Raw genomic sequence first — 13507 nt, forward strand, 5'->3', positions numbered from 1 at the left:
TGGCATTTAGAGATGCGAATCAATTGCATTGGCTATAACGAGACGTACGAGGTTCAGCTATCGAGTAAAAATAATTCTCATTTAGTTCAAGATGACCAGCGCCGGGTATTCCTTGAGCTGTGCCGAGGCAATGTGAGCCAGCGAGCGGACCACGTCCAGCGGCTGGTCGAGACGATAATTTCCGGTCACGGCAACATTCGCCAACTGCTCATTGTTGTTGATGATCCAGCCCGGATAGTAGCGACGCAGCTCTGCCAGCACCTGGCTCAGCGGGCAGTTTTCAAACACCAGGCGACCCTGGACCCAGGCCAGGTCAGTGGCCGCATCCAGTTTGGCCGGCTGGTCGAAACCATTGGGGCCGATGCGGATGCTTTCCCCGGCTGTCAGGCGCACCCTCGCATCGTCGTCGCCGGTGGCGCGCAAGTCGACATCCCCGCGCTGCACTCGAACCTGGGTTACGCCGTCGAGGTAACGCACGGCAAATGCCGTATCGCGAACACTCGCGGTAACCAGGCCCGCGTCAATTTCCAACGGCAGACCGCGATGCGGCGGCACGTCGAAAAACGCCTCGCCCTGATACAGGCGGGCCACGCGCTTCTGGTCGTTGATGGTGCTGGAAAACGCCGAGTTGGTATTGAGCAGGACTTTCGAGCCGTCCTCCAGTTGCAGGCGCTGGCGTTCACCGACCACGGTCAGGTGATCGGCCTGCAGGCGCATCGGCAGATTGCTGAAGCTGAACAACCCGAGGATCAGCACGGCGGCGGTGGCCAAGGGTCTCCAGTGCGGGCGCAGACGCGACAGCGCAGTGACTTTGACTGGGCTCGATGCCAGTTTTTGCGCGCATTGCGTGACTTGCGCACCGTTCCATATCGCCTGCGCCCTGGCGAACGCCTCGGCGTGCGCTGGGTCTGCCGCGAGCCATTGGTGGAACTGGCGGGTCTGTTCTTCGCTCGGGCTGTCCAACACGATCAGCCAGTCCAGGGCCTGGTCCATCGCCTCGGCTGTGGCCTGCGCCGGTGAGGGCGAAGGGGCGCGGTGGGTGTCCGTCACGGTGTTTCCTCGGCGTGTCTGTGCACGGCTGTTTTTTTAGTGAAGCGCAAAAGAGGGCCAAGGGTAGCCCTGATGAACAAGGTCGTCGAGCCGCGGGTGGCTCAGTGGCCTTTCGACCGGTCGGCGACGCTGATGCAGATGGTCATGATCAACTTCAGCTCCTTCTGCACGGTACTGAGTGAGACGCCGAGTTTCTCGGCAATCTCCAGATAGCTATGGCCGTGCAGGCGGCTGAGGATGAAAATTTGCTGCTGGCGGGAGCTGAGTTGACTGAGGCGCACGTTCAAACGCTCGAGCAATTGTTCGGCATGGGCGGCGTCCTCGGCACTGCTGGCGGGGGCGGCAATACTTTCCACCACGTCCGGTGGCACGTCATCGACCATGGTGCGCGAGTGGATGCGCCGCGCGCGCAAATGGTCCAGTGCGAGGTTGCGGGCAGTCTGGAAAACGAAGGGTTCCAGGTGATCGATGGCTCGCTCGCCGAGTGCGCGGCTCACCCGCAGGTAAGTCTCCTGCATGAGGTCTTCGGCGGTGCTGTGATTGTTGACCATCCGCTCCAGCGTGCGCAGCAGAGAGATTCGCTGGGAGATGAAGACGTCGTTGAAACGCGATTGACTCACGGGAGGACCTGATCCATTTCGAGCGAATGATAATGCTTATCATCCGCTCTGGTGGTCAAGCCCTGATTTGTGAAGGTTTACGCCCGACCTTGCAAATACATGGGGTAATCCGGAATCCGATGACCGTGTGCCTGATCCATCAGCGGGCTGCTGAGCAGGTAGTCGGCGCTGCATTCATTGCACGCCACGGGAATGTTCCAGACCGCCGCGACCCGTAGCAATGCCTTGATGTCGGGGTCGTGTGGCTGAGGTTCGAACGGGTCCCAGAAGAACACCAGCATGTCGACCCGTTGCTCGGCGATTCGCGCGCCGAGCTGTTGGTCACCGCCCAGCGGGCCGCTGATCATGCTCTCCACCGGCAGGTCGAGGCGTTGTTGCAATAACAAACCGGTGGTGCCGGTGGCGACCAGTTCATGTTGCGCGAGCCGGTCTTTCTGCCGTTCCGCCCAGTCCAGCAAAAACACTTTGCAGTGGTCATGGGCGACCAGGGCGATACGCTTGCGCGCAGCCATGGTTTTTTGGGTAAACGTAATGCCGATCATGGGTACAGCTCCAAAGCTTTATGCGTCCTGTGTAGGAGCTGCCGCAGGCTGCGATCTTTTGATCTTGTTTCTAAAAAACAAAATCAAAAGATCGCAGCCTGCGGCAGCTCCTACAGGATTGCGTCAACGCGGAACGAGTCGTCGTAATTCATCGCTTATTCGGCGTTGCACAGCGCCAGGCAGTTATCGAGCATGCGGTTGGAGAAGCCCCATTCGTTGTCGTACCAGGCCAGCACCTTGAGCAGCTTGCCGCTGGACTTGGTGTGGTTGGCGTCGAAGATCGACGACAGCGGGTTATGGTTGAAGTCGCTGGAGACCAGCGGCAAGGTGTTGTAGCCGAGAATTTTCGAGTGCTGGCTGGCTTGCTTGAGCAGTGCATTGACCTCTTGTGCGCTGGCTTCTTTTTTCAGCTGCACGGTCAGGTCGACCAGGGATACGTTGATCACCGGCACGCGCACCGCCATGCCCGTCAATTTGCCCGCCAGTTCCGGCAGCACCAGGCCGACCGCTTCAGCCGCACCGGTCTTGCTCGGGATCATGTTCTGCGTGGCCGAACGGGCGCGGTACGGGTCGGTGTGGTAGACGTCGGTCAGGTTCTGGTCGTTGGTGTAGGCATGGATGGTGGTCATCAGGCCACTTTCGATGCCCAGTTCGCGGTGCAGCACCTGGGCCACCGGGGCCAGGCAGTTGGTGGTGCACGAGGCGTTTGAAATAATCTGGTGCGACTGGCGCAGAATGTCGTGGTTGACCCCATATACCACGGTGGCGTCGGCACCCGTGGCCGGGGCCGAGATAATCACTTTGCGTGCACCGGCCGTAATATGCGCGGCGGCTTTGGCGCGGTCGGTGAACAGACCGGTACATTCGAACACCACATCAATCTTTTCCGCGGCCCAGGGCAAGTCGGCCGGATTGCGAATGGCGCTGACCGCGATACGGTCGCCGTTGACGGTCAGGCTTTCCTGATCATGCTGGACATCGGCGTCGAACGTGCCGTGAACCGTGTCGTACTTGAGCAAATGCGCATTGATTGCGCTGTCACCCAGGTCGTTGATGGCGACGATCTGCAGATCCTGGCGATAGCCTTGGGTATAGAGTGCTCGGAGGACGTTGCGACCAATACGGCCAAAACCATTGATTGCGATTCGTAGAGTCATTTGTCAGCGCCGCCGTCGTTTTGTTGTTGGAATTACAAGATTATTCGCAAAAAAATAGAAAACAAGCCTTTTTAATGGCAATATTTTGTTCAATCTACAACGAGTGACCTGAATCAACTGGTCCGAATGGTCAGAAAAGCCGTCTGTCATCCCATCGACACCGGTGTTTGATCAGCATAGACAATCAGGTCGCCACATCCGTTAGCCTGGAGTTCTACACATGCATCCCCGCGTACTTGAGGTCACCGAACGGCTTATCGCCCGCAGCCGCGCCACGCGTGAGGCTTACCTTGCACTGATCCGTGATGCCGCCAGCGACGGTCCGATGCGCGGTAAGCTGCAATGCGCCAACTTCGCCCACGGCGTGGCCGGTTGCGGCAGCGACGACAAGAACAGCCTGCGGATGATGAACTCCGCCAACATCGCGATTGTTTCGTCATATAACGACATGCTCTCGGCGCACCAGCCGTACGAAGTCTTCCCGGAGCTGATCAAGAAAGCCCTGCGCGAAATCGGTTCCGTCGGCCAGTTCGCCGGCGGCACCCCGGCCATGTGCGATGGCGTGACCCAGGGCGAGCCGGGCATGGAACTGAGCCTGCCGAGCCGTGAAGTGATCGCGCTGTCCACCGCCGTGGCGCTCTCGCACAACATGTTCGATGGCGCGCTGATGCTCGGCATCTGCGACAAGATCGTCCCGGGCCTGATGATGGGCGCGCTGCGCTTCGGCCATCTGCCGATGATCTTCGTGCCGGGCGGGCCGATGGTGTCGGGTATTTCCAACAAGCAGAAAGCCGACGTGCGCCAGCGCTACGCCGAAGGCAAGGCCAGCCGTGAAGAGCTGCTGGAGTCGGAAATGAACTCCTACCACAGCCCTGGCACCTGCACCTTCTACGGCACCGCCAACACCAACCAGTTGCTGATGGAAGTCATGGGCCTGCATTTGCCGGGCGCTTCCTTCGTCAACCCGAACACGCCACTGCGCGACGCCCTGACCCGCGAAGCGGCGCACCAGGTGACGCGCATTACCAAACAGAACGGCGACTACCTGCCGATCGGCGAAATCGTCGACGAGCGTTCGCTGGTCAACTCCATCGTTGCCCTGCACGCCACCGGCGGCTCGACCAACCACACGTTGCACATGCCGGCGATTGCCATGGCGGCGGGCATCCAGTTGACCTGGCAAGACATGGCCGACCTCTCCGAAGTCGTGCCGACCCTGAGCCACGTCTACCCGAACGGCAAGGCCGACATCAACCACTTCCAGGCCGCGGGCGGCATGTCGTTCCTGATCCGCGAACTGCTGGACGCCGGGTTGCTCCACGAAAACGTCAACACCGTGCTGGGCCACGGATTGCGCCGCTACACCATGGAACCGTTCCTCGATAACGGCGAACTGGTCTGGCGCGAAGGCATCACCGAAAGCCTCGACGAAAGCATCCTGCGTCCGGTTGCCCGGGCGTTCTCGCCGGAGGGCGGCCTGCGTGTGATGGAAGGCAACCTCGGTCGCGGCGTGATGAAGGTGTCGGCCGTGGCATTGGAAAACCAGATCGTCGAAGCGCCGGCCATGGTGTTCCAGGATCAGCAAGACCTGGCTGATGCGTTCAAGGCCGGTTTGCTGGAGAAGGATTTCGTCGCGGTGATGCGTTTCCAGGGCCCGCGTTCCAATGGTATGCCGGAATTGCACAAAATGACGCCGTTCCTCGGCGTGCTGCAGGATCGCGGCTTCAAGGTTGCCCTGGTCACTGACGGGCGCATGTCCGGCGCGTCGGGGAAAATCCCGGCGGCCATCCACGTCAGCCCCGAGGCCTACGTGGGTGGGCCTTTGGCGCGGGTGCAGGAGGGCGATATCATCCGCGTCGATGGCGTCAAAGGCACCCTGGAGCTTAAGGTGGACGCCGAAGAGTTCGCAGCGCGCACGCCGGCCAAGGGCCTGTTGGGCAACAACATCGGCACCGGTCGCGAACTGTTTGGTTTCATGCGCATGGCCTTCAGCTCGGCAGAGCAGGGGGCCAGCGCCTTCACTTCTGCCCTGGAGACGCTTAATTGAAACTGGCTTTGGTCGGTGACATCGGTGGCACCAACGCACGGTTCGCGTTGTGGAAAAACCAGCAGCTGGAATCGGTCCAGGTGCTGGCGACGGCCGACCATGCCAGCCCGGAAGAGGCCATCAGCCTCTACCTGGACGGGCTGGGCCTGGCGCCGGGTGCGATCGGTTCGGTGTGCCTGTCGGTGGCAGGCCCCGTGAGCGGCGACGAATTCAAGTTCACCAACAATCACTGGCGCCTGAGCCGCAAGGGTTTTTGCCAGGCCTTGCAGGTGGATCAACTGCTGTTGGTCAACGATTTCTCGGCCATGGCCCTGGGCATGACGCGTTTGCAGCCGGGCGAATTCCGCGTGGTCTGCGAAGGCACGCCGGAGCCGTTGCGCCCGGCGGTGGTCATTGGCCCGGGCACGGGTTTGGGTGTCGGCACCCTGCTAGATCTCGGGGAAGGGCGTTTTGCCCCGCTGCCGGGGGAGGGCGGTCACGTCGATCTGCCGCTGAGCAGTCCGCGCGAGACTCAACTGTGGCAGCAGATCTTCAACGAGATCGGACATGTCAGCGCCGAAACGGCATTGAGCGGCGGCGGCTTGCCCCGAGTCTATCGGGCGATCTGTGCGGTGGACGGCCACGAGCCGGTGCTCGACACGCCAGAAGCGATTACGGCTGCCGGTCTGGCGGGTGATCCGATTGCATTGGAAGTACTCGAGCAATTCTGCTGCTGGCTCGGTCGCGTGGCGGGCAACAACGTGCTGACCACCGGTGCGCGTGGTGGCGTGTACATCGTTGGCGGGGTGATTCCACGCTTCGCCGATTTCTTCCTCGAAAGTGGTTTCGCCCGGTGCTTTGCCGACAAGGGGTGCATGAGCGATTACTTCAAAGGGATACCGGTGTGGCTGGTGACGGCGCCGTATTCGGGGCTGGTTGGTGCGGGTGTGGCGCTGGAGCAGGCATAAGATCGCGTCGTGCCATTCGCGAGCAGGCTCGCTCCCACAGGATCGCCGATAATCTTGTGGGAGCGAGCCTGCTCGCGAAGAGGCCCGCACAGACACCAAAGATTTACGCTCAATCAGGCATAATCCGCCCAATTCAAACAACAAGGACGCCGCCCCGTGAGCTCAGTCAACAAGTCGATTTTGTTGGTCGATGACGATCAGGAGATACGCGAGTTGCTGGACACCTACCTGACCCGCGCCGGGTTCCAGGTGCGTACCACGCCCGATGGAGCGGGCTTTCGCCAGGCCCTCAACGAGGCCCCCAGCGACCTGGTGATCCTTGACGTGATGCTGCCGGACGAAGACGGTTTCAGCCTGTGTCGCTGGATTCGCCAGCACCCGCGCCAGTCGCAGGTGCCGATCATCATGCTCACCGCCAGTTCCGACGAGGCCGACCGGGTCATCGGCCTGGAACTGGGCGCCGACGACTACCTAGGCAAACCTTTCAGCCCTCGCGAATTGCAAGCACGCATCAAGGCTTTGCTGCGCCGGGCGCAGTTCGGTCAGGAGCGCTCCGGCAGCGAAGTGCTGGCCTTCGATGACTGGCGCCTGGACATGGTCAGCCATCGCCTGTTTCACATCGATGGCGAAGAGGTGATTCTGTCCGGTGCCGATTTCGCCCTGTTGAAGCTGTTTCTCGACCATCCGCAGGAAATCCTCGACCGCGACACGATTGGCAACGCCACCCGTGGCCGCGACTTGATGCCTCTGGATCGCATCGTCGACATGGCGGTCAGTCGCTTGCGCCAACGCCTGCGCGATACGGAAAAACCACCGCGACTGATTCGCACCGTACGGGGCAGCGGTTATCAGTTGGCAGCCAGTGTGGTTGCCTCCAATGGTCACTGATTTCTTGCGCAAGCTGGCCGGCCGCGTGCCGGTGCCACGCTCGCTGCTCGGGCGCATGTTGTTGCTGACGCTACTCGCGGTGTTGTTCGCCCAGGCATTGTCGAGCGTGATCTGGGTTTCCCAACTGCGTGCGACCCAGCTTGAAGGCCTGGTCACCAGTGCGCGCAGCCTCGCTCACTCGATGAACGCCAGCGTCAGTTACCTGCGCTCGTTGCCGGTGGCGTACCGCCCGTTGGTGCTCGACCAGTTGCGCAGCATGGGCGGCACGCGTTTCGTGGTGACGCTCAATGACAAACCCCTGGGCATGGAAGTGCTGCCGATCACCCCGCGCAAGGAGGCGGTGATCAACGCGGTGGACGAAGTGCTGCGCCAGTCCCTGGGGCAGGACACCGACATCTCGGTGACCTTTGTCAGCCCCGAAGACCTGCGGATCTTCAATGGCGGTCTCAAGCTCGACGAACTGCCGCGTTCCTGGGCGCACTACGCATTGACCCTGGAACCGGTGAACCCGCCGGTGCTGGTCACGCAGATCCAGATGGCGCCGGGGGAATGGCTGTACATCGCCTCGCTGCTGCCCGAACCCTACACCAGCCTCGAAGAGCAGGGTCTGCCGGCGCAGCAAGTGTGGTTCATCGTCCTCACCAGCGGTTTCCTGCTGTTGTTCATCGGCCTGCTGGTGCACTGGCAAAGCCGGCCGCTCAAGCGCCTGGCGCGGGCGGCGCGCGACCTGTCGCTGGGTGCCGACGTCGAGCCGGTGGCCGAAGGTGGCGGCAGTGAAGTGGTCGAGGTCGGCCGCGCCTTCAACACCATGCGCGAACGGATCAGCCGTTACCTGACCGAACGCAGCCAGTTGTTCAGTGCGATTTCCCACGACCTGCGCACGCCCATCACCCGTTTGCGACTGCGCGTCGAGTTGTTGGAAGACGAAAAGCTGCAAGCCAAGTTCGGTCGCGATCTGGATGAGCTGGAGCTGCTGGTCAAGGGCGCACTGCAGTGTGTGAAAGACACCGACATCCACGAGAACATCGAACCGGTGGACCTCAATCATGTGCTCGAGTGCCTGGTGGAGCCGTACCTGTCGCCCACCGGTAACGGTCGCGTGACCCAGGAAGGCCGTGCCCTGGCGGCCTATCCGGGCAAACCGCTGGCGCTCAAGCGTTGCATCGGCAACCTGATCGACAACGCCCTGAAGTACGGCCAGAACGCCCACCTGTACATCGACGATGACGACAGCGCCTTCGTCCTGCATGTAGACGATGAAGGACCGGGGGTTCCCGAACAGCGGCTGGAGCAGGTGTTCGAGCCGCACTTTCGCTTGGCTGGGCAGCAGCAGGGGTATGGGTTGGGCTTGGGGATTGCGCGCAACATTGCCCATAGTCATGGCGGTGAAGTGAGTTTGCAGAATTTGCGCGAGGGCGGTTTGCGGGTGACCCTGCAATTGCCTCGTAGTGTTGATTAGGGATACCGCGTCATCGTTCTTCGCGAGCAGGCTCGCTCCCACAGGAATCGGTGGTGACTTTGTGGGAGCGGGCTTGCTCGCGAAGGCGCCAGGCCATTCAGTACATCCTTCAAGGTAAATGTCACAGGTTGGTGACATAACTCGCCCCCTTCGTTACAAGCCCGCCATCGCCCGTTGTTTAGACTGCCCCTCAGTCATAACAACAAAAAAGGCACCCCATGAACTCCTCTCAACCCGCCTTCAGCAGTTGGCTGAACGCCCCCGCCCACCAGCAATGGCTCGCCGCCGAAGGCTTGCGGCTGCTGGCATTTGCCAAGGCTTCGAAGCTCCCCGAGGGCTTCGGCAACCTGGATGAAAAGGGCCGCTTGCCGTCCGACGCGCAAGCACAAACCATGAACACCGCGCGCATGACCCACAGCTTCGCCATGGCGCACATCCAGGGCCTGCCGGGTTTTGCCGAGCTGGTGGATCACGGCATCCGGGCCCTGCGCGGGCCGTTGCGCGATGCCGTGCACGGCGGTTGGTTCGCGGTTGCCGAACACCGCGACGGCAACACCGGCAAGAATGCCTATCTGCATGCCTTCGTGGCCCTGGCCGCCAGTTCCGCGGTGGTTGCACAACGGCCCGACGCGCAAGCCTTGCTCGATGACGCGATCGACATCATCGACAGCTGTTTCTGGAGCGAAGAAGAGGGCGCCATGCGCGAATCCTTCAGCCGCGACTGGAGTAGCGAGGAAGCCTATCGCGGCGCCAACAGCAACATGCACGCCACCGAAGCCTTCCTCGCCCTGGCCGATGTCAGCGACGACAAGCGCTGGTTGTGCCGCGCCCAGCGCATCGTCGAGCGGGTGATTCATGGTCACGCCGCCGCCAACGGCTTTCTGGTGATCGAACATTTCGACCGCGACTGGCAGCCCCTGCGCGAGTACAACCGCGACAACCCGGCCGACGGTTTCCGCCCCTACGGCACCACGCCAGGCCACGGTTTCGAATGGGCCCGATTGCTCTTGCATCTGGAAGCCGCGCGGGTGCGCGCCGGCATGCTCACGCCGGGCTGGTTGCTCACCGACGCGCAAAAACTCTTCGAACAGAACTGCGTGCACGGTTGGGAGATCGATGGCGCACCGGGCATGGTCTACACCCTCGACTGGGACAACAAGGCGGTGGTTCGCCATCGCCTGCACTGGACCCATTGCGAAGCCAGCGCCGCTGCCAGTGCCTTGCTCAAGCGCACGGGCGATGAGCAGTACGAACGCTGGTACCGACTGTTCTGGGAATTTTGTGAGTGTCATTTCATCGACCGTGAATGCGGCAGCTGGCACCACGAACTCGACCCATTGAACCGCCCCAGCGGCGATATCTGGGCGGGCAAACCCGATCTCTATCATGCCTGGCAAGCGGTGCTGATCCCGCGCCTGCCGCTGGCGCCGAGCATGGCCAGTGCGCTGGCAGCGTTGTCCCAGAGCGTTTCCATGTAACCATGCGGTGACATTCGCGCGTCCCTTCGTTACCTGCGAAGGGACTTCCCCTGTTTAAACTCCTCTGCAGCGCAAGCACCAGACTTGCATGCATAACAACAAGAAAGGTACTTATCGATGAATGCGATTTCTCGCCTCGCTACTGTCATTTCTCTCGTCTCCCTGTCTGCGCTCCCTCTCAGTGTGCTTGCCGCCGAATCCAAGGGTTCCGTGGAAGTCGTTCACTGGTGGACGTCGGGTGGTGAAAAAGCAGCGGTCGATGTCCTCAAGGCTCAAGTCGAAAAAGATGGCTTCACCTGGAAGGATGGCGCAGTCGCCGGTGGTGGCGGTTCCACGGCCATGACCGTGCTCAAGAGCCGCGCTGTAGCGGGTAACCCGCCGGGCGTTGCCCAGATCAAGGGGCCGGACATCCAGGAGTGGGGCAGCACTGGCCTGCTCAGTACCGAAACGTTGAAAGACGTCGCCAAGTCGGAAAACTGGGACAGCCTGCTGCCTGTGAAAGTCTCCGACACCGTGAAATACGAAGGCGATTACGTCGCCGTGCCGGTGAACATCCACCGCGTCAACTGGCTGTGGATCAACCCGCAAGTATTCAAGAAAGCCGGGATCGACAAAGCGCCAACCACCCTCGAAGAATTCTATGCCGCTGGCGACAAGCTCAAGGCCGCCGGCTTCATCGCGCTCGCCCACGGTGGCCAGCCTTGGCAGGACAGCACCGTGTTTGAAGACGTGGTGCTCTCGGTCATGGGCGCCGACGGTTACAAGAAAGCCCTGGTAGACCTGGACCAGAAAACCCTCTCGGGCGCCGAGATGACCAAGGCCTTCACCGAGCTGAAAAAAATCACCACCTACATGGACCCGAACCGCGCCGGTCGTGACTGGAACATCGCCGCCGCCGACGTGATCAACGGCAAGGCCGGCATGCAGATGATGGGCGACTGGGCCAAGAGCGAATGGACCGCGGCGAAGAAAGTCGCGGGCGAGGACTACCAGTGCGTGGCGTTCCCGGGCACGGAAAAAGCCTTCACCTACAACATCGACTCCATGGCTGTGTTCAAGTTGAAAGCTGATCGCAAGGGCGATATCGCCGCGCAGCAAGACCTGGCCAAGGTCGCCCTGGGTAAAGATTTCCAGAAAGTCTTCAGCATCAACAAGGGCTCGATCCCGGTGCGTACCGACATGTTGAACGACATGGCGGGCCAAGGCTTCGATTCCTGCGCCCAAGCGGCGGCCAAGGACTTCCTGGCGGACGAGAAAAACGGCGGCCTGCAACCGAGCATGGCGCACAACATGGCCACCTCCCTGGCCGTTCAAGGCGCGATCTTCGACGTCGTCACCAACTTCATGAACGACAAGGACGCCGACCCGGCCAAGGCCAGCGCCCAACTGGCTTCCGCGGTCAAAGCGGCCCAGTAATCCCTGACACCGAGCACCCCTCTGTGGGAGCGAGCCTGCCCGCGAACGCGGTCTGACATTCAGAAATGATGCCGACTGAAACACCGCCTTCGCGAGCAGGCTCGCTCCCACAAGGGATCACTGTGTCGATTCATTTCTCTAACCTGGATTATCCCGATGAGCTCTGTGGCGGTTTTCAGCAAAGCCTCACCGTTCGATGCGCTGCAACGCTGGTTACCCAAGTTGGTACTCGCGCCGAGCATGCTGATCGTGTTGGTTGGCTTCTACGGTTACATCATCTGGACATTCATACTGTCCTTTACCAACTCCAGCTTCATGCCGACCTACAAGTGGGTCGGCCTGCAGCAATACATGCGCCTGATGGACAACGACCGCTGGTGGGTCGCGAGCAAGAACCTGGCGCTGTTCGGCGGCATGTTCATCGGCATCAGCCTGGTGCTGGGCGTGTTCCTCGCCGTGCTGCTGGACCAGCGCATCCGCAAGGAAGGCTTCATCCGCACCGTCTACCTGTACCCGATGGCGCTGTCGATGATCGTCACCGGTACCGCGTGGAAATGGCTGCTCAACCCAGGGCTCGGCCTGGACAAGATGCTGCGTGACTGGGGCTGGGAAGGCTTTCGCCTGGACTGGCTGGTGGATCAGGATCGCGTGGTCTACTGCCTGGTGATCGCTGCCGTGTGGCAAGCCTCCGGCTTCGTGATGGCGATGTTTCTGGCGGGCCTGCGCGGTGTCGATCAATCGATCATCCGTGCCGCGCAAGTCGACGGTGCGAGCCTGCCGACCATCTACCTGAAGATCGTGCTGCCGAGCCTGCGCCCGGTGTTCTTCAGCGCCTTCATGATCCTTGCGCACATCGCGATCAAGAGCTTCGACCTGGTGGCGGCGATGACCGCTGGTGGCCCCGGATACTCGTCCGACCTGCCGGCGATGTTCATGTATTCCTTCACCTTCAGCCGTGGCCAGATGGGCATCGGTTCGGCCAGCGCCATGCTGATGCTCGGCGCCGTGCTGACCATCCTGGTGCCGTACCTGTACTCCGAGCTGCGAGGCAAGCGACATGACTAATCAACTCGCAAAACCAGGCATCAGCTTCAGCCGCATCGCCATCTACGCCACCCTTTTGCTGGCCGCGGCGGTGTACCTGATCCCGCTGGTGGTGATGCTGCTGACCAGCTTCAAGACTCCGGAAGACATCCGCACCGGCAACCTGTTGAGCTGGCCGACCGTGATCGACGGCATCGGCTGGATCAAGGCCTGGGACGTGGTCGGTGGCTACTTCTGGAACTCGGTGAAAATCACCGTGCCGGCGGTACTGATCTCGACCTTCATCGGCGCCATGAACGGCTACGTGCTGTCGATGTGGCGCTTCCGTGGTTCGCAATTGTTCTTCGGCCTGTTGCTGTTCGGTTGCTTCCTGCCGTTCCAGACCGTGCTGCTGCCGGCGTCGTTCACCCTCGGCAAGTTCGGCCTGGCGAACACCACGACGGGGCTGGTGCTGGTGCACGTGGTCTACGGTCTGGCGTTCACCACGCTGTTCTTCCGTAACTACTACGTGAGCATTCCGGATGCGCTGGTCAAGGCCGCGCGGCTCGATGGCGCGGGCTTCTTCACGATCTTCTGGAAGATCCTGCTGCCGATGTCGATCCCGATTGTGATGGTCTGCCTGATCTGGCAGTTCACCCAGATCTGGAATGACTTCCTGTTCGGCGTGGTCTTCGCCAGTGGCGATGCCCAGCCAATTACCGTGGCCCTGAACAACCTGGTCAACACCAGCACCGGGGCCAAGGAATACAACGTTGATATGGCCGCCGCGATGATCGCCGGGCTGCCGACACTGCTGGTCTACATATTCGCTGGCAAGTATTTCCTGCGTGGGCTGACGTCCGGCGCGGTCAAGGGGTAG

At 61.3% G+C, this 13507-nt stretch carries 12 protein-coding genes; 8 read left to right on the top strand and 4 right to left on the bottom strand.

From position 1 onward, the window contains the following. Positions 1-81: 81 nt before the first annotated feature. From PSUM_RS13090 to gap, 4 genes are all read right to left on the bottom strand, one after another. Positions 82-1050, bottom strand: a complete 969-nt coding sequence (locus tag PSUM_RS13090) for a FecR family protein (RefSeq protein WP_083348350.1) — start codon at positions 1048-1050, stop codon at positions 82-84. Positions 1051-1151: 101 nt separating this feature from the next. Then, on the bottom strand, positions 1152-1670 hold the full coding sequence (locus tag PSUM_RS13095; protein WP_083348351.1) for an RNA polymerase sigma factor: 519 nt from the start codon (positions 1668-1670) through the stop codon (positions 1152-1154). A gap of 77 nt (positions 1671-1747) precedes the next feature. Beyond that, positions 1748-2212 (bottom strand): methylglyoxal synthase, encoded by a 465-nt coding sequence (locus tag PSUM_RS13100; RefSeq protein WP_020797047.1) that lies wholly within the window; start codon positions 2210-2212, stop codon positions 1748-1750. A gap of 155 nt (positions 2213-2367) precedes the next feature. Next, on the bottom strand, positions 2368-3369 hold the full coding sequence (gene gap / locus PSUM_RS13105) for a type I glyceraldehyde-3-phosphate dehydrogenase (protein WP_020797045.1): 1002 nt from the start codon (positions 3367-3369) through the stop codon (positions 2368-2370). A 220-nt stretch (positions 3370-3589) separates the two neighbouring features. On the opposite strand from gap, the gene edd reads away from it, so the two are divergent. From edd to PSUM_RS13145, 8 genes are all read left to right on the top strand, one after another. Beyond that, complete coding sequence (edd, locus tag PSUM_RS13110) at positions 3590-5416, top strand: phosphogluconate dehydratase (RefSeq protein ID WP_020797044.1); 1827 nt, start codon at positions 3590-3592, stop codon at positions 5414-5416. Next, complete coding sequence (locus PSUM_RS13115; protein ID WP_033043399.1) at positions 5413-6363, top strand: glucokinase; 951 nt, start codon at positions 5413-5415, stop codon at positions 6361-6363. Before edd ends, PSUM_RS13115 begins: the two co-directional genes overlap by 4 nt. A 156-nt stretch (positions 6364-6519) precedes the next feature. Beyond that, positions 6520-7251: a response regulator gene (locus PSUM_RS13120; protein ID WP_020797042.1), complete on the top strand. Its 732-nt coding sequence runs from the start codon at positions 6520-6522 to the stop codon at positions 7249-7251. Continuing rightward, positions 7241-8710, top strand: a complete 1470-nt coding sequence (locus tag PSUM_RS13125; RefSeq protein ID WP_033043398.1) for an ATP-binding protein — start codon at positions 7241-7243, stop codon at positions 8708-8710. The genes PSUM_RS13120 and PSUM_RS13125 overlap by 11 nt, the downstream gene beginning before the upstream one ends. Before the next feature lie 218 nt (positions 8711-8928). Beyond that, a complete protein-coding gene (locus tag PSUM_RS13130) occupies positions 8929-10188 on the top strand; it encodes a D-mannose isomerase (RefSeq protein ID WP_083348352.1) in 1260 nt (419 codons plus the stop codon). Positions 10189-10305: 117 nt separating this feature from the next. Next, on the top strand, positions 10306-11604 hold the full coding sequence (locus PSUM_RS13135) for an ABC transporter substrate-binding protein (protein ID WP_033043396.1): 1299 nt from the start codon (positions 10306-10308) through the stop codon (positions 11602-11604). A 156-nt stretch (positions 11605-11760) separates the two neighbouring features. Next, complete coding sequence (locus tag PSUM_RS13140; protein ID WP_033041184.1) at positions 11761-12669, top strand: carbohydrate ABC transporter permease; 909 nt, start codon at positions 11761-11763, stop codon at positions 12667-12669. After that, positions 12662-13507: a carbohydrate ABC transporter permease gene (locus tag PSUM_RS13145; RefSeq protein WP_020797037.1), complete on the top strand. Its 846-nt coding sequence runs from the start codon at positions 12662-12664 to the stop codon at positions 13505-13507. Before PSUM_RS13140 ends, PSUM_RS13145 begins: the two co-directional genes overlap by 8 nt.

It is taken from the genome of Pseudomonas umsongensis (assembly GCF_002236105.1).
GTDB classification, from domain to species: domain Bacteria; phylum Pseudomonadota; class Gammaproteobacteria; order Pseudomonadales; family Pseudomonadaceae; genus Aquipseudomonas; species Aquipseudomonas umsongensis.